The organism is Kribbella qitaiheensis, assembly GCF_014217565.1.
In the GTDB taxonomy this organism is placed as follows: domain Bacteria; phylum Actinomycetota; class Actinomycetes; order Propionibacteriales; family Kribbellaceae; genus Kribbella; species Kribbella qitaiheensis_A.
The window spans coordinates 6,220,085-6,236,750 of the sequence record NZ_CP043661.1; the positions used below are offsets into that span (position 1 = coordinate 6,220,085).

Consider the following 16,666-nt stretch of genomic DNA (forward strand, 5'->3'; position numbering starts at 1 on the left):
GATGGCCGGAAGAGTTCTCCATGCGCAGCTGCATCTGCTGGACCGTCAGCTGATCGACTACGGCAGTGGTGCGTTGCTCGGCAAGGTCGACGATGTGGAGCTGGACCTGACCTCCGAGATCCCGGTCGTCGCCGCACTGATTTCCGGGCATCAGCGGATCCCGGCGGCCGACATCGCCGAGATCGACACGGCGGTCAAGATCACGCCGTACGACCTGAATCTGACCAAGGGCGACGACTGGGTCGAGGAACACATCATCGGCAAGATCCCAGGAGCCGGCCATGAGACTGACTGAGCTCCTCGGAGTACGGGTTCTCGATGCGCATGGCAACGACATCGGCGGAGTGGCCGACGTCCGGCTGGTCCAGGACGGACCGCTGCAACCGTCGATGCAGGCGGCGCTCCGGGTCGACGGCCTGATCGTGGTCGAACGCAGGGCCTCGCAGCTCTTCGGCTACGAACGCCACGTCGGCCCCGCCCTGCTGCGCCGAATCGTCCACAGCCGCCTCGGCGCGGTCTGGTACCTGCCCTGGCAGGACATCGACCAGATCTCACCCGACATCGTCCGTGCCCGGGCCGACCAGTTGACGCCTCTCGAAGAGCTACCCAGCCGCCACGACTGATCGTCAGCCGGTGATCTCGGCGGCCAGTTTCTCCGCGGCCGACTTGTCGAAGGAGCCGGTGATCTGCACCTGACCGCCGCGGATCGCCGACATGACGGCGGGCGCGCTTACCACCCGGCCACGGATCACGATCGCGATCTGGTTCTGCGGCGTCGTCTTCGTCGCCAGGTCGGCGGTGAGGTCGCCGAACAACTTGGCGCCCTCCGGATCCAGTTTGAGGCCGACGTACCAGCCACTCTCCTGTCCGGAGCCGGGCTTCACCTCGGCCACGTGGCTGCCATCCAACTCGACCTTGCCAAGGGTGTAGCGATTGCCCAGCGAATCGCAGGCAACCCCATCCGGTGCAGGGGTGTCGGCATCGCAGGTCCCAGGCGCGGCCGTGACCACCCGGCGGAACTGCACCGACTCCGGAGCCGCCGGCTTCGTCCTCGTCGAACTGTCGGCCGACTTCGAGTCGTCGTCGCGCAGCAGCACAAAGGCGCCCACTGCCAGTACGGCGACCAGCAGCACCACGAGCGCGCCGATCAGGATCAGCGGGCCCCGACTCTTCTTCGGCGGCCGCCCGTACTCCGGCGGCCCGTACTGCGGAGGCGGCGGAAACCCACTGTCGTGCACCATGACATCGGATGCTATCCGCACGGCGAGTCACCAGCGTCGGCCTAGGCTCTCGGCATGAACTCCCTGTCGGAGCAGCCGTTCCTGCGTCCCCTGGCCGCGGCCGACGTGCCGATCTATGCGGCTTGGGGCCTGGACCGCCACTTCTGCGAACACTCCGGCTGGACCGTCGATCTGCCGCTCGCCGAGCACGTGGCGCACTGGCAGAAGCTGACCGCGCAGCCGAAGCCTGACCACCTACGCCTGGCAGCAGTCGTGGGGGACCAGTTGGTGGGTTACGTCGACTTCGCCGGCGACGAACCGGAGCGACGCGAGTTGGGCTACATCGTCGGCCCGTCCGACCGCTGGGGACAGGGCCTCGGCGGCGCCATCGCACGACTCGGCCTCGAGTACGGCTTCCGCCACCTCGGCCTGAAGGAGATCTGGGCCGAAGCAGTAGACGCGAACCATGCCTCGATCCGCATCCTTACCTCTATCGGAATGACCGAGACAGGCAGAGGCGACGACGAGCCGTTCCTGGGCGACCCCAGCTTCTACCGCCGTTTCACCATCACCGTGACCGATTGGGAATAGCCGCGCTGGTGGTTCACACAAACTCGGATGCGCTTGTCGGTGGGGCCCGACGAGGTCGGCCGCACCACCAAGCGAGCAGACCCTCAAGTTCCGGGTCACCGACGGCGCGGCGAACGACGAGGTGTCCGTCCACGTCACGGTCCGGCCGCACGGCACGCCGGTCGGCGAGAAGGTCGAGGCCGAGGCGTACGTCGCTCAGCACGGCTGGATCGATGGTGGCGCGAACTTCATCGAGAGCAACGCGTCGGCGAGCGGCGGCAAGAACGTCGGCTGGACGGCGGCCGGCAACTGGCTGCAGTACCGCGTGGACGTCGCCGAGGCCGGCACGGACGACGTGGAACTGAGGGCCGCGAACGGCACCGGCGCCGTTGCTACGGACGCGGTGTCGTTGCGCGACGCCTCAGGCGCGGTACTGGCCAAGGTCTCCGTGCCGGACACGGGTGGCTGGGCGACGTACCAGTCGATCCATGCCCAGGTAACCGTGCCGGCCGGAGATCAGGTCATCACGTTGTTCTGTGAGACCGGCGGATTCAACCTCGACTACCTCCGCCTCACGACACCGTGACGGTTTGGCCGAGGTCGTTGTAGCCGGTCTTCGGCTGCCAGGTGCCGGTGTTTGCGAGACGGACGGCGTACGCCGAGTTGTAGGTCTCCGTCGACCCCGGCATCAGCCTGGTCGACCGCAGCCGTGGTGATGCGTCGGCGACATTGAGCAGCAGGCGGTATCGACCCGGTACGGCGGGTGCGCGCACCTGGAGTGCGAGCGTGGTCGTCGTACCGGGAGCCCAGCGGCGGGGATCGGCGGGCACCTTGACGCTGTAGCTGTGCTTGGCGCCTTGGAAGATCAGCTCGACCTCGCGCGGGTTGTACGGCGCGGCCCAACCGCTGTTGCGGATGTCGAGGTTGACCGACACCGTGCCGCGCGGCCGGGCCTTGTCGGAGAACGTCCCCTTCACCAGCGAGAAGCGGTAGCCGAGCTCCTTCTTGACGGTGTTGATCTCGTCGCCCCAGGTGTCCAGCACATCGTGGTTGTAGTCGGTGTTCAGGAAGGAGAAGTGCATCCTGGCCATCTCCTCGGACGCCGACGGCCAGTCCGAGCGGGGTGAGTTCACGGCGCAGGTCTCGCCACCTTGCGGCAGATAGTTGCTGTCCTGCGCGACGAAGTCCTTGTCGAGCTCGATCGGATCGCTGAGATAGGTGCCGAAGTCGTCCGGGCTGGCCAGGAAGCAGTCGTTGTGATGCCCGATCCGCGCCACCGGCGACCCGTCGTACGCATGCGCGGCGTCGAGTCCGCCCGCGGCACCGGTCGGTACGCCGTACGTGCGTTGCTTCATGTACGGCGTGCGCACCTGGATCATCCGGTCCCGGGGAAGGGCGCGGAGCAGCGCATCGGTGACGGCCTTGCGGTCCGCCCAGTTCTGGTCGGTGACGATGCTCGGGTCGGCCGGGTCGGAGAAGTAATCGGTGTAGTAGCCCTCACCCCACAACCCGATGAAGCCTTCCTGGACCACCGCGATGACGTCGGAGTTCTCGCGCAGGATCGGCTTCAGCTGGTCGATGTGCTTGAGCACCCGGCTCAGTGGCGCATCGCCGTACGGCGTGGGCGGCGGCCACCCGTCCCCGGGCAGTGCGTAGGCGAACCTGACGATCGCCTTGACCCCGGCGGCGCGGATGGTCCTGAAGTCGGCGCGAACCTTGTCCAGGTAGGCATTGTCGATCATGTCCTGGCCGGCGAACTTCTCCAGGTAGAAGACCCGGAGGATCTGGGTGATGTCCTCCTGGGTCCGGAAGTTGCGCAGCGTTGTCGCGTCGAGCGGCGTGTAGCCGGAGCCGTCCGCGAAGTAGTGCGTTTCGGTGTGGTGGTAGAAACCGCGCTCCTGGTTGGCGATCACGTCGGTGGACGCGGTGTAGGTTCTGGTGGTCCTCAACCCGTTGCCGTTGGCAACGGCAGCCTGGGTCGGCAGTGCCAGGCCGAGGACGGCGATGGCAGCGAAAAGCCTCTTCACAGTGGGCTCCTTGACTAGCTGACGGTGATGGTGCGGAGGAGCGAGTTCATGCCGGTCGCCGATTCCCAGGTGGACTGGTTCGCGAAGCGCACGGAGTACTCGGGGCGGGTGGACAGCTGCGGATCGGGCAGGTTGAGAAGCAGTGCGTAGGTGCCCGTCGGAAGGCTTGCCGGGACGGTGAGCGTCTGCGAGATCGTGGTGGTCGAGCCGGCGGTCCAGCGCCGCGGGTCGGTGCTGAGGGCCAGTCGCTGGAGCGCCCCGGTGGAGGTGTTCCGTAGTACGAGCTCGACGCTGTGCGGGTTGTACGGCGTCGCGAAACCGTCGTTGTGCAGGTTGATCGTCACGGGCAGGCTGCCGCCTCGCGTGGCGGTGGTCGGGTAGGTGCCGTTCTGCAAGGTGAAGCGGTAGCCGAGCCGCTTGGTGATGTCGGCCAGGCAGCCGCCGGTGCTCCACGAGTTCAGGACGGTGGGCTCGTAGTCGGTGTTCAGATAGGACCAGTGGAATTGCGCGAGCTCGGTCAGCGCGGTGGGACAGCTCGAGCGCGGCGGGTTCGCCCCGCATGTCTCGCCACCCATCGGTACGTAGGTGGTGTCGGACTGCAGGTAGGGATACTCGACCGAGGTGTTCTCGTAGGTGCCGTAGTCGTCCGGGCTGGCCAGGAAACAGTCGTTGTGGTGACCGAGCCTCGACAGCGCCGAGCCGTTGTAGGCCTGGCCGGACGTCACCGCGCTGGTCGAGTACATCGTCCGCTTGATCTTCGGAGTACGGACCTGGACCATCCGGTCCGACGGCAGCACGCTGAGGATCTTGTCGGTGACCGCCTTGCGGTTGGCCCAGTCGGTCGCGCTGATCACGCCGGCGTTACCGAAGTTCTGGGTGTAGTACCACTCGCCCCAGGCGCCGATGAAGCCTGCCTGCATGACGGCGATGACGTCCTTGTTGCTGCTCAGGTACGGCGCTAGCTGGTCGAGGTGGGACTGCACGCGGGACAGCGGAGCGTCGTCGCCGGTGGTCGCGGTCGTGTAGGCGAATCGCAGAACCACCTTCAGACCAGCGGCCCGGACGGTCGCGAGTTGCTGCTGGAGCTGATCCAGCGCCGACTGCGCGATCGCTGTGTTCTTGTACTCCGCGAGGTAGAAGATGCACATCACCTGCGAGATGCCCTGGCTGGTTCGGTAGCTCTGCAAGGTGGCGAGCGAGAAGTCGGTCTTGTCGCAGTCTCCGGTGTGGTGGTAGAGCCCACGCTCGGGGTTGGCGAAGTTGTCAGTGGATGCCGTGTAGGTCACCTGCGTCCCACCGCCGCCACCTCCTCCGCTGTAGACGTGGGTGTACTTCGAGGACGTCTCGAGTGGGCTCTCGACCTGGAAGATCAGATCGGCGTCGTTGGGTGACGCGGTCTCACCGAGGTCGGCCCGCGCCACCGTCCACTTGGCGACCCCACCGGTGGCCGAGTAGGTCACGGTCTTGACCAGCGTCCAGCTCCAGCCGCCACCGTTGTGGTGATAGAGGCTGTTGTTCTCCAGCAGGTAGTCGGCGCCGATCCCGGCCTGCGCGAAGCCGGTGGCTGCGTTCCGATCCGTGTCGATGTAGGTCCGCGCGAACTGCGGTGCGCCGGTGTAGTTGAACTGGTAGGTGACGTTGGTCGCGTCATTGGTTGCCGAGAGCCCGCTGATGGACGCGTAGGCGGGCGAGACGACGGCGAGTACTGCGGCGAGGCTGCCGGCGACGATGCCGGCCAGCAGTTTCAGGGTGCGGGGAGACCTCATGGCGGTGGTCCTTTCCTGGGCGTGGAAAGCGGTCAGCCTTTGATGCCGGATGTAGCGATTCCTTGGATGAACTGGCGTTGCAGCAGGGTGAAGATGACGATGATGGGCAGTGATGCGAGCAACGATCCGGCCATCAGGACCGGGTAGTCGGTCTGGAACTGTCCCTGCAGGGAGGCGAGACCGGCCGACAGCGTCATCTTGCTGGGATCGGTGTTCACCACCAGCGGCCAGAACAGGTCGTTCCAGGACCAGAGCAGGACGAGCAGCGCGAGTGCGACCAGCCCTGGCCGGGCCAGGGGCAGCACGATCGACCAGTAGATGCGGACCGTGCCGGCTCCGTCGATCGCAGCCGCTTCCTCGAGCTCCTTGGGCAGGCCGAGGAAGAACTGGCGGAGCAGGAAGACGCCGAACGCGCTGAACAGGCCGGGAACCACCAGCGCCTGCAGGGAGTTGAGCCAGCCGAGCGACGACATGATCTGGTACTGCGGAATGATGAACAGCTGCGGCGGCACCATCAGCACCGACAACAGGATCCCGAAGAGCAGGTTGCGGCCGGGGAACCGCAGCCGGGCGAAGGCGTACGCGGCCATCGAGCAGAACAGCACCTGGCCGATCGTCCGCAGCCCGGCCATCAGCACGGTGTTGAGGAACTGGTGACCGAAGGGGAGGACGTCGAAGACCTTGCCGTAGTTGTCCCAGCGGCCCTCGGGCAGCAGGGACGGCGGCACCTTCGTTGCATTGCTCAACGATTTCAGCGAGGTGATGATCTGCCAGACGAAGGGCGCCACCATCGCGAGTGCCGAGGCGATCAGGATCGTGTGCACACTCAGGTTCTTGTTACGCATAGTGCACCCACCTCTTCTGGAACCGGAACTGCACAGCCGTCAGGACGACGATGAGGAGCAGCAGCATCATCACGATCGCCGCCGCGTAGCCACGGTCGTTGGTGACGAAGGCCCGGTCGTAGAACAGCTGGACGACGGTTTCCAGCCGCGGGAACGCCGGGTTCGCCCGGGCTCCCGCGCCGGACCCGGCCATCACGTAGACCAGGTCGAACAGTTGCAGCGAGCCGATCACCGAGACGACCGAGACGAAGAAGGCCGTCGGCGACAACAGCGGCAGGGTGACGTGGAAGAACTGGCTGAGCGGGCTGGCGCCGTCGATCGCGGCAGCCTCGTAGTACTCCTTGGGAATCGCCTGCAGGCCGGCCAGGAAGATGATCAGGTTGTAGCCGACGCTGCTCCAGACACCGACCACGACAAGCGCGTACAGCGCGGTCGCCGGGTCGGCCACCCAGTTCGGTCCGTCGATCCCGACCAGGGACAGCAGGTAGTTGATCAGTCCGTAGTCACCGTTGTAGAGCCACCGCCAGACCATCGCGATCGCTACCGGCATCGTGACGACGGGCAGGAAGAACAAGGTGCGGTAGAGGCCGACGAACCGCATGCCTTTGCGATTGAGCAGGACGGCGAAACCGATCGCCAGCGGGATGCTGAGCAGGCCGAGCCCGGTGTAGGTCAACGTGTTGACCAGCGCCCGGCCGACCTCCGGATCGCTGCCCAGCCGACGGTAGTTGTCGAGTCCCGTCCAGGTGTGGCCGCCGAACGCACCCCACTCGGTGAGCGAGAAGTACGCGGTCTGCAGGACTGGCCAGAGGTAGAAGATCCCTATCCCCAGCCCCGTGGGAGCGATGAACGCGTACCCCCACAGGGCCTCCTTGAGACGGCCCCGCCCTCGCCGTCCGCCGCCGGTGTCGGCGGCGGACGCCTTGTTCTGCGTGCTGTCCCGCCGAGGTGTCATCGTCACCGTCATGTCATTCCTTGGCGAGCATGGCGTCCATGGCCTGGGCCAGATCTGTGGCCGCCCTGTCCGTCGGGACCTCTCCCGTCCAGGCCTTGGTGAGGTAGGTGAGCTCGGCCTCGTTCCACGCCGCCGTGTTCTTCGAGACCGGGAACGGCACCGCGTAGTTCACGGCGTCCATGAACGTCTGCAGTTTCAGCTCGGGATGTGCCTTGACCCAGGCGGTCTGGGTGCCGTTGTACGCCGGGATCGGGCCCTTCTGGCCGAGGATCTCCGCGGCGTCCTTGGAGCCGAGGTAGCGGACGAACTCCCAGGCCTGGTCCGGATGCGCGGTCTTGGTGGAGACCACGTTCGCCACCCCGTGGATGACGGTGGCCTGCAACTCGTCGCGGGGGAGCGGGGCGACGTCCACCTTGCCCTTGGTGTAGCTGTTGGCGGAGAACTCCGAGACGTTCCACGAACCGCCCCAGTACATCGCGATCTTGCCGGCCTCGAAGAGCTGGATCGGGGTGGTGTCGGTCATCGCCTTCAGGTCGGGCGAGGACTTCTTTTCGATCAGGTCGGTCCAGAACTTCAGGCCCGCGATCGTCTTCGGGTCGCTGTACCCGGACTTCTTGCCGTCCGGTGAGATCACGTAGCCGCCGGCCTGCGCGATCGTGTCGTACTGGTACTCCTGGAAGCTGCCCAGCTGGGCAGCCGTGCCGTAGATGCCCTTGGCCGGGTCGCTGAGTTTCGCGGCGGCGTCCTGGAAGTCCGCCCAGGTCCAGTCGTCCTTCGGGTACGGGAGCTTCTTCGCGTCGAAGAGCGTCTTGTTGTACCAGACGGCGACCGTGTCCATGTCCTTCGGAAGCCCGTACGGCTTGCCCTCGAACGTGTACAGATCGGTCAGCGGCTTCGGGTAGACCGAGAGGTCCGCCTCGCCCGGCATCGGCCCGATCACCTTGTTCGAGGCGTAGAGCTGGAAGTTCGGGCCGTTCATCCAGAACACGTCCGGTGCCGCCCCGCCGGTCGCGGCGGCCTTGAGTTTGGTCCAGTAGTCCGCCCACGGCGTCAGCTGGACCTCGACGGTGATGTTCGGGTGGGTCTTGGTGAACTCGGCGGCCAGTGACTCCATCACCGGCTTCTGGTTGGCGTCCCAGACGCCGTACGACAGCGTGACCTTGGCGTTCGGGTCGGCAGCCTTCTTGTCGCCGCCACCCGAACAGGCCGAAACAACCAGCAAGGTTGAGAGCAGGCCACGCTCAACCGCTTCGACATCCGCATCCTGGGTCCTCCTGAGCATCCCGCGGCCCTGCGCAGTCGCAGGGTGAATGGGACTAATCATGGAGTCCATGGAAATGATGTCAAGGGGTTGGCGCGAATCAGTTGCTGCCGGCGGCTCCGAAAAAGGCCGGCGAGGACAGCTCGGACCCGGCGTACAGGCTGGCCTCGACCTGCTCGAGTGCGAGCCGGACGGCACCGAAGGCCACCCCCTCGTCGCCGAAGGTGGAGACCCGGATCTCCGGCGTCCGCAGGCACCAGCGGTCGAGTTCGCGGCGGAGCGGCTCGACCACCACGTCGGCCGAGCGGGAGAAGCCACCGCCGATGACCAGCAGTTCCGGATCGAGGGTGAGAATCAGCGCCGAGACACCGACCGCGATGTCGCGGGTGTACTTCCGGACCGCCCGGACGGCCTCGCGGTCGCCGTCGCGGGCGGCGAGGAAGACGTCCACGAACTCGTCCTCGCGGGCGCCCGACCAGGCGCGCAGGTGCTCGGGAGCCCGCAGCCAGCCGATCGCGGGCAAGGCGCCGATCTCGCCCGCGGAGTTGCCGAAACCGCGATGCAGCTTCCCGTCGATGATCAGGCCGGTACCGGTTCGCAGGCCGGCCAGCAGGAACACGACGTCCTTGGCGTGCCGGGCGACCCCACGCCAGGACTCGGCCAGCGCGGCCAGTTTGCTGTCGTTCTCCACCCGGACCGGCCCGGCGACGCGCCGCCTCAGGTGTCCGGCGAGGTCGACCCCGGTCCATTCGGCCAGCGAGTCCGAGAGCATCACCTTTCCGGTGCCGTCGACCAGGCCGGTGGTGGCGACTCCCGTCGACCAGATCTGGTCGGGAGCGACCGCTGCCTCGGTCAGAGCGGCGGTGACACACCTGTCCAGGGCGGCCAGGCGTTCCCTGCGGCCGAGCTGCGGAGTCACAGTCACGCAGGTGGAGCTGAGCACGTCGCCGTCCAGGTCTGTGACCAGGGATCGGATCGTGTGGCCGCCGATGTCGACGCCGAGGACCCAGCCGGCATCCGCGCGGAACCGGTAGCGCCGGGCCGGCCGGCCAAGGGTGCCCGGAGCGGGCTCGACCTCGGCCACCCAGCCGTGCCCGATCAGCTCCCGGGTCACGTCCTCGGTGGAGGCTCTGGACAGACCTGTTCGCTTGGCCAGCTCGGTCATCGTCAACGGCTGATCGGTCCGCAGTACCCGGATCACTGCCAGCGCGTTGAGCTGCCGCAGCCGGGAAAGATCGCCGCCGGTCGGCTCCTCGGTCATCACGGCCCCTTGAGGTTCGTCGCCATCACTGTCAATAATGATGGACTCCTTGATAAGTATAGGAAAGGAATCCATGACTGGCGTGACTCTAGCCCTGGTCGGTGGCGGTTTGCGGGGCCAGCTGTACGCACGGAGCGCCGTTCTGTCCGGTACGGCGCGGGTGACCGCGATCGCCGAACCGGATCCGAGGCGGAGAGCGGCGCTCGCCGAAGAGTTCGCAGTACCGGCCGGGCGGTTGTTCTCGGGCTGGGCCGAACTCGCTGCCGCCGGGCGGCTCGCCGACGCGGCGATCATCGCCACCCAGGACCAGTTGCACACTGACCCCGCCGTCCGGCTGGCGGATCTCGGCTACCACATTCTGCTGGAGAAGCCGATGGCCACCAGCGAGCAGGACGCCGACGCCATCGCGACCGCGGCGGAGCGCAACGGGATCATCCTGGCGGTCTGCCATGTGCTGCGCTACACGCCCTACACGCGGATGCTGAAGGGGCTGCTCGACTCGGGCCGGATCGGGCGACTGGTGAACGTGCAGCATCTGGAACCAGTCGGCTGGTGGCATCACGCGCACTCGTTCGTGCGCGGCAACTGGCGGCGGTCGGACACCTCTGCCGCGATGCTGCTCACGAAGGCCTGTCACGATCTCGACTGGCTCATCCACCTGTACGGCGCGTTGCCGTCGCGGGTCAGCTCGTTCGGCAGCCTGACCCACTTCAAGGCCGCCGACCGTCCGATCGGGGCCGCTGCGCGCTGCGTCGAGTGTCCGCTGGAACAGTCGTGCGCCTACTCCGCCAAGCGGCTCTATCTGGACTGTCTGGCCGATCCCGACCGGCACTTCTGGCCGCTCGGAGCGGTCACCGACGAGCGCACCGAGGCCGGCGTACTCGAAGCGCTGCGGACCGGACCGTACGGCCGGTGTGTCTATGCCTGCGACAACGACGTCGTCGATCACCAGGTGGTGAACCTCGAGTTCCCTGACGGCGGCACCTGCTCGTTCACGATGAGCGCCTTCACTCCGATGGAACACCGCCAGACCCGGCTTTGCGGAACCAAGGGCTACCTGGACGGCAACGGCCGCACGATCCGGCTGGTGGACTTCCTCACCGGCACCGAGGAGATCCTCGAGGTACCGGAAGCCGACGGCGACGGTCACGGCGGGGGAGACCAGGAACTCATCACCACATTCCTCCGCGCGGTCGAGACCGCCGACCCGGCCCTCCTCCCCACCGACGCCGGCGCCAGCCTCGCCACCCACCGAGTCGTCTGGGCCGCCGAACAAGCCCGCACCACCGGCACGGTGGTCACCCTGTAGCCGGTGGCCTTCAGTTCGGGCTCAAGCTCTCGGAGCCGTCGACCGCGATCCCATGGGCGGCGGGCCCCGTTCCCCCGCAGTACGGGCGTCTTTGTGCACCAACTGAGTACTCCGCCCCCGGAAAACGCTCACCGGATGCACAGAGGCCGGAACCGACGCGGGCGTGGCGCACCTTTGTGCACCGCCTGAGCGTGCGATCGGCCCGAAACACTCAACCGGTGCACAAAGACATCCGTACTGCGGGGGTCGAGGGCTCCAGGCGTGCCCCGGCCTTGGAGCCGGCCAACCTGAATTTACAGCGTTGTAGATTTGTCGCAGCCGAATGTGACCACACCGAGCAGAGCGTGTCCAGGCCTCGCGGCCACTGCGCGGTAGGTGCTCGGTGGTCGCGGCCCTCGGTATCGTGGGGGTCCGGTGTCAGGTGATGAGAGGTGTGGGTGAGTAAGGGCTGGTGGTGGGTGGCGGTCGGGGCCGTTGTCGTGGCGGCGTGGGTCGCGCGTGGGGGCGACTCGCCGAAGACGACGGACGCACCCAAGGCTGCGGCGACGGTTGAGACGCCGAAGCCGAGTGCCCCTCCGAAGCCCAGTGCTGAGGCCTCGACGGAGTGGTACCGGAACTACGATCCGGCGCAATTCGCCGTACCGGTGCGGAAGGCTGCCGGCCGGGCGGGTGTCAGTCCTCAGTTGCTGATGGCAATCTTGTACAACGAGGACTACAAGCCGCACAATCCACAGCTGGAACGGTCCTGGCAGCACCTCAAGCCGGACGCGGCCTTCGGGATCGCCAACATGCATCGGGCGGCCTTCGACGACACCAAACGCGGCCGCTCCTTCGCCGGCCGGAACTGGGATGAGCTGCCCGATCACCCGGAGCTCGCGATCGAGGCGGCTGCCTGGCATCTGCACGACCTGGCCGCACGGGTGCCCCGCCGTACCGGTGGAAAGTTCAGCAAGGACGAGTTGCTTGCCCTCGGCTACAACACCGGCGCGCGCAACATGCGGGCCTTCGCGGCCGGCGCCAAGCCCGGCTCGCAGGCCCAGTCCTACCTCGACGACCTACACAAGAACTTGCCCAAGGCCACCAAGGCGATCACCGGCTGACCGTCGGCCGGACCGGTCCAGGTACCCCTTCACCCCAAGGCCGGTTGACCAAGTCCTGCTTCCCGCCGTCAACGCGGTCGCGGGTCGCCGAAGTAGGAGAGACCGGGGAGCGGAACTTACCCAGAGCAGCCAGCAGACCTCCCCACACCGCTCTGGTCACCCGGCTCGCACCGTGACGTTCCTCGCGGGACGGCCGGATCGCTCTGCGGGGTGGCCGCGTGGGGGAACTCCGGGGACGCCGTAGGGCAGTCAGGAGGTGGTGATGCAGCCCGCGGGGAGGTCGAACCAGCGGAGGTTGTCGAAGTCGGTGTTGACGGTGGCTTCGTTGGTGGGTGCGTTGTCCTGGCAGGCGGAGAGGAGTTGGCGGGCTTCGGCGAGGTAGTCGTCGAGGGCCGACTCGGGCGCGGTGTCGTCGTGGCGGGGGTACCGCAGGGTGCCGTCGGCGTCGTAGCCGACCTGGGAGAGGCGCATCGGGGGTTCCACCGGGCCGCGGTGGTGCTTCCAGAGGCCGTTGGCCGGGTCGAAGCGGTAGTCGCGGAGCAGGCGCCATCCTTCCCGCGCGACCAGGCGGACCGCTTCCACGACGTACGCGAAGACCGCTTCGGAGATGAAGTAGTTGAAGTTGACCCGCACCCAGCCCGGCTTGATGCCCTCGCAGCCGTGCATGATCTCCTCGGCGAACTCCGCCGACTGCTGTAGGTCGATCCCGAGCAGGGTGTGCCCGTACGGTCCGGCGCAGGAACAGCCGCCCCGCGACTGGATCCCGAACAGGTCGTTCAGCAACGCGACGACGAAGTTGTGGTGCAGATAGCGCCCGGACGGCGCCTTCACCACGAACGACACGATCGACAGCCGTTCGGCGTCCAGGTTGCCGAGGATCTGGATGTTCGGCTCCTCGCGCCACGCCTCGACCGCGCGCCGCAGGTAGGCGTCCTCGTGGGCGCGGATCACCTCGATCCCGACCGCCTGCTTGAGCTGGAAGACCAAGCCGGCCCGGATCGACTCGATGATGGCCGGCGTGCCGCCCTCTTCACGGTGGATCGGGTCGTCGACATAGCGGTGCCCGGTCGGGTTCACGAAGGCGACCGTGCCGCCACCCGGTACGTCGGGAACGCGGTTGTGGAGCAGGTCGCGGCGGGCGACCAGCACACCCGGCGTGCCGGGGCCGCCGATGAACTTGTGCGGGCTGAGGAAGATCGCGTCCTTGTACGACAGCGGGTCGGCCGAGCGGCCGCCGTACATGTCGATCTCGATGTACGGCGCGGCGGCGGCGAAGTCCCAGAACGACAGGGCGCCGTGCCGGTGCAGCAGCGCGGAGACCCGGTGGGTGTTGCTGACGATGCCGGTGACGTTGCTCGCGGCGGAGAACGAGCCGATCTTGAGCGGCCGATCGGCGTACCGGAGCAGCTCTTCCTCGAGCCGCGGGATGTCGATGTGGCCGTCGGAGTCCTGGCCGATCGTCACCACGTCCGCGATCGACTCGCGCCAGGGCAGCTCGTTCGAGTGGTGCTCGTACGGGCCGATGAAGACGACCGGGCGGCGGTCGGCCGGGATCACGTCGGTCAGCTGGTACTCGTCGTCCAGTCCGGCCGGGATCCGCAGGCCGAGGACGCCGATCAGCTTGTCGATCGCCCCGGTCGCGCCGGAGCCGCAGAAGATCACGGCGGTCTCGGAGTCGCCGCCGACGCTGTCGTGGATGATCCTGCGGGCGTCCTCGCGGAGCCGGGTGGTCTGCAGGCCGGTGCCGCTGGACTCGGTGTGGGTGTTCGCGTACCGCGGCAGCACCTCCTCGCGGATGAAGTCCTCGAGGAAGGTCAGGGCGCGTCCGGAGGCGGTGTAATCGGCGTACGTGACCCGGCGGGGCCCGTACGGGCCGGGCATCACCTGGTCGTCACCGATCACCGACGCGCGGATACGGCTGAGCAGCGGGGTGTCCGCCGGCATCGCGAGCCGGTCGCTCGGTAGGGCGTCCTGGATCGTCATGGCGTCAGAGTAAGCCCGTCCGTGAAGTTCGTCTCCTGCCATTACACGGCTCGCTTGGCTAAGGTCGGTCGGAGTCGAGGCTAGGAGCTGGGGATGACGTTTTCCACCGAGTTGTGGGATCGCGGTGCCGCGAAGGTGTACGAGGAGATCCTGCGGCACCCGTTCATCACCGGGCTGACCGACGGGACGCTGGACCACGCTGCCTTCCGCTACTTCATCGTCCAGGACAGCCATTACCTGCGGGCGTACTCCCGTGCGCTCACGCTGGTCGCCGCGAAGGCCACCGACGAGGACGCCGTACGGATGTTTGCCCGGCACGCGGCGGAGGCGATCGAGGTCGAGCAGGAGTTGCATACCTCGTTGCTTGCGTCCTTGGGGCTCACCTCGGCCGATGTCGACGCGGCCGGATCGCGGCCGACCACCACGGCGTACATGTCCTATCTGACGGCGGTCTGCGCTACTGGCACTTACGCCGAGGCCGTGGCCGCGGTGCTGCCCTGTTACTGGATCTACCGCGATGTCGGCCGCGAGCTGCTCAAGCGGTCGTCGCCGGATCCGGTTTACGCGCAGTGGATCGCGACGTATGGATCCGAGGAGTTCGATTCGGTCGTAGAGTCGGTACTGGCGGTGACGGATCGGCTCGGGGACGAGGTCGGCCCGGGCGAGCGCGAACGTTGCCACCGGCACTTTTCCACCACCACCAGGTACGAGTGGATGTTCTGGGACGCCGCGTACCGCGAGCTGGATTGGCCGGTCGGATGAAGGATTTCTACGACGTCGTGATCGTCGGTGGCGGGCACAACGGTCTGGTCGCGGCCGGTTATCTGTCCGGCGCCGGGCTGTCCACGCTGGTGCTGGAGCAGCAGGGCCACACCGGCGGCGCCGCGGTCAGCCAGCAGGTGTTCCCCGGCGTCGACGCGCGCCTCTCGCGGTACTCGTACCTGGTCAGCCTGCTGCCGGACAAAATCGTGGCCGACCTCGGCCTGTCGCTCGAACTCCGGTCCCGCTCCGTCGCGTCGTACACGCCCGTACGCCGGGGAGGGCGCGATCTCGGGCTGCTGGTGGACCGCCCCGAGGGCTCCGCCACGCGCTCGTCGTTTGCCGCATTGACCGGGAGCGACGCGGAGTACGACGCGTGGACCGCCTTCTACGGGTCGGTGGGGGAGCTCGCTGCCGTGGTCGCGCCGACTTTGCTGGAGCCGCTGACGACCGCCGCCGCCTTACGCCGTCAGGTGGATCCCGCTTTGTGGGAGGCGTTGGTCGAGCGGCCTTTCGGGGAGCTGGTCGAGCAGCGATTCGCGGACGACACCGTGCGCGGCGTTGTCGCCACGGATTCGGTGATCGGGACCTTTGCCGGGTTGCACGATGAGTCGCTGATCCAGAACCGGTGCTTCCTCTACCACCTGATCGGCAACGGCACCGGCGAATGGCGGGTGCCGGTCGGCGGGATGGGTGCTGTGACCGACGCCCTGGCCGCGTCTGCCCGGCGTGCCGGCGCATCGCTGGTGACGAACGCATCCGTGACATCGGTGGAGGCCGATGGGACCCGTGGCTCCGTTACGTGGCTCGGTGGTGACGGTGAGCGTTCGGTGGACTGCTCCTTCATCCTCGCCAATGTGGCGCCTGCCACGCTCGACGCATTGCGCGGCCGAGCTGCGGGGGAGCGGCCTGAGGGTTCGCAGCTCAAGATCAACCTGTTGCTGTCACGGCTTCCGCAACTGCGGTCGGGGGACGACCCCGCGCGCGCTTTCGCGGGCACCTTCCACATCGACGAGGACTACTCCCAGCTGGAGACGGCTTACACGGAGGCGGCTGGGGGCACGCTGCCCGCAGTACCGCCGTCTGAGGTCTACTGCCACTCCCTGACGGACCCGTCGATTCTGAGCCCTGCTCTGGCCGCCTCCGGGCACCAGACCCTGACGGTCTTCGGCGTTCACTTCCCCGCGCGATTGTTTGCCTCCGACAACGATGCCGCCCGCGACGAGTCCGTACGCCGGGTGCTGGCCGGCCTGGAGTCCTACCTGGCCGAGCCCCTCGAGCCGTGCATCGCCCGCGACGCCGACGGCAACCTCTGCATCGAGGCCAAGACCCCCTACGACATCGAGGAATCGGTCGGCATGCCCGGCGGCCACATCTTCCACGGCGACCTGCAATGGCCCTGGCTCGACGACTCCGCCGAAGCCGGCCGCTGGGGCGTCGAGACCGACGTCGCCAACCTCCTCATCTGCGGCTCCGGCGCCCGCCGCGGCGGCGCGGTCAGCGGCATCCCCGGCCACAACGCCGCCCAGGCCGTCCTCGAACTACACCCCTGAAACTCTCACCCCGAACCGATTTCGCATCCCCCCGTCCGCCCTGCTACGATCCTCTTC

16 protein-coding genes are annotated in these 16,666 nt (G+C 67.3%); 8 read left to right on the plus strand and 8 right to left on the minus strand.

What is annotated here, in order from left to right; genetic code table 11:
- Window position 1 precedes the first annotated feature (1 nt).
- Both F1D05_RS29640 and F1D05_RS29645 read left to right on the plus strand, forming a co-directional pair.
- Window positions 2-295, plus strand: a complete 294-nt coding sequence (locus F1D05_RS29640) for a hypothetical protein (RefSeq protein WP_185443701.1) — start codon at window positions 2-4, stop codon at window positions 293-295.
- Entirely contained in the window at window positions 282-623 is a 342-nt protein-coding gene (locus F1D05_RS29645) for a hypothetical protein (protein WP_185443702.1), read from the plus strand. The genes F1D05_RS29640 and F1D05_RS29645 overlap by 14 nt, the downstream gene beginning before the upstream one ends.
- Before the next feature lie 3 nt (window positions 624-626).
- Here the strand turns inward: F1D05_RS29645 and F1D05_RS29650 are convergent, their stop codons facing one another.
- Window positions 627-1,241: a SecDF P1 head subdomain-containing protein gene (locus F1D05_RS29650; protein WP_185443703.1), complete on the minus strand. Its 615-nt coding sequence runs from the start codon at window positions 1,239-1,241 to the stop codon at window positions 627-629.
- A 54-nt stretch (window positions 1,242-1,295) separates the two neighbouring features.
- On the opposite strand from F1D05_RS29650, the gene F1D05_RS29655 reads away from it, so the two are divergent.
- Both F1D05_RS29655 and F1D05_RS29660 read left to right on the plus strand, forming a co-directional pair.
- Window positions 1,296-1,811 (plus strand): GNAT family N-acetyltransferase, encoded by a 516-nt coding sequence (locus F1D05_RS29655; protein ID WP_185443704.1) that lies wholly within the window; start codon window positions 1,296-1,298, stop codon window positions 1,809-1,811.
- 121 nt (window positions 1,812-1,932) lie between these two features.
- The gene (locus tag F1D05_RS29660) at window positions 1,933-2,376 is read left to right on the plus strand and encodes a carbohydrate-binding protein (protein WP_206685870.1); all 444 of its coding nucleotides are present in this window, start codon (window positions 1,933-1,935) and stop codon (window positions 2,374-2,376) included.
- Here the strand turns inward: F1D05_RS29660 and F1D05_RS29665 are convergent.
- Genes F1D05_RS29665 through F1D05_RS29690 form a run of 6 tightly spaced genes read right to left on the minus strand, consistent with a single transcriptional unit; the run spans window position 2,363 to window position 9,905 of the window.
- On the minus strand, window positions 2,363-3,817 hold the full coding sequence (locus tag F1D05_RS29665; RefSeq protein ID WP_185443705.1) for a DUF4832 domain-containing protein: 1,455 nt from the start codon (window positions 3,815-3,817) through the stop codon (window positions 2,363-2,365). The two genes, F1D05_RS29660 and F1D05_RS29665, sit on opposite strands and share 14 nt — an antisense overlap.
- A 14-nt stretch (window positions 3,818-3,831) precedes the next feature.
- Entirely contained in the window at window positions 3,832-5,583 is a 1,752-nt protein-coding gene (locus tag F1D05_RS29670) for a DUF4832 domain-containing protein (RefSeq protein ID WP_185443706.1), read from the minus strand.
- A 32-nt stretch (window positions 5,584-5,615) separates the two neighbouring features.
- Window positions 5,616-6,428, minus strand: coding sequence for a carbohydrate ABC transporter permease (locus tag F1D05_RS29675; protein ID WP_185443707.1), 813 nt, complete (start codon window positions 6,426-6,428; stop codon window positions 5,616-5,618).
- Window positions 6,421-7,395, minus strand: coding sequence for a carbohydrate ABC transporter permease (locus tag F1D05_RS29680; RefSeq protein ID WP_246486087.1), 975 nt, complete (start codon window positions 7,393-7,395; stop codon window positions 6,421-6,423). The genes F1D05_RS29675 and F1D05_RS29680 overlap by 8 nt, the downstream gene beginning before the upstream one ends.
- Before the next feature lies 1 nt (window position 7,396).
- Entirely contained in the window at window positions 7,397-8,707 is a 1,311-nt protein-coding gene (locus F1D05_RS29685) for an ABC transporter substrate-binding protein (RefSeq protein ID WP_206685871.1), read from the minus strand.
- A 37-nt stretch (window positions 8,708-8,744) separates the two neighbouring features.
- Window positions 8,745-9,905 (minus strand): ROK family transcriptional regulator, encoded by a 1,161-nt coding sequence (locus F1D05_RS29690; protein ID WP_185443708.1) that lies wholly within the window; start codon window positions 9,903-9,905, stop codon window positions 8,745-8,747.
- 73 nt (window positions 9,906-9,978) lie between these two features.
- Between F1D05_RS29690 and F1D05_RS29695 the strand changes: the two genes are divergently transcribed.
- Together F1D05_RS29695 and F1D05_RS29700 are read left to right on the plus strand one after the other, a co-directional pair.
- The gene (locus F1D05_RS29695; RefSeq protein WP_185443709.1) at window positions 9,979-11,214 is read left to right on the plus strand and encodes a Gfo/Idh/MocA family protein; all 1,236 of its coding nucleotides are present in this window, start codon (window positions 9,979-9,981) and stop codon (window positions 11,212-11,214) included.
- Between the two features lie 437 nt (window positions 11,215-11,651).
- Window positions 11,652-12,314 (plus strand): transglycosylase SLT domain-containing protein, encoded by a 663-nt coding sequence (locus F1D05_RS29700; RefSeq protein WP_206685872.1) that lies wholly within the window; start codon window positions 11,652-11,654, stop codon window positions 12,312-12,314.
- Window positions 12,315-12,563: 249 nt separating this feature from the next.
- On the opposite strand, the gene F1D05_RS29705 is transcribed toward F1D05_RS29700, so the two are convergent.
- On the minus strand, window positions 12,564-14,297 hold the full coding sequence (locus F1D05_RS29705) for an aminotransferase class V-fold PLP-dependent enzyme (protein ID WP_206685873.1): 1,734 nt from the start codon (window positions 14,295-14,297) through the stop codon (window positions 12,564-12,566).
- A 93-nt stretch (window positions 14,298-14,390) separates the two neighbouring features.
- Between F1D05_RS29705 and tenA the strand changes: the two genes are divergently transcribed.
- Window positions 14,391-15,059: a thiaminase II gene (gene tenA, locus F1D05_RS29710; RefSeq protein WP_185443711.1), complete on the plus strand. Its 669-nt coding sequence runs from the start codon at window positions 14,391-14,393 to the stop codon at window positions 15,057-15,059.
- Window positions 15,056-16,609 carry a phytoene desaturase family protein gene (locus tag F1D05_RS29715; RefSeq protein ID WP_185443712.1) on the plus strand — a complete coding sequence of 518 codons (1,554 nt, stop codon included), beginning with the start codon at window positions 15,056-15,058 and terminating at the stop codon, window positions 16,607-16,609. The genes tenA and F1D05_RS29715 overlap by 4 nt, the downstream gene beginning before the upstream one ends.
- Window positions 16,610-16,666 lie beyond the last annotated feature (57 nt).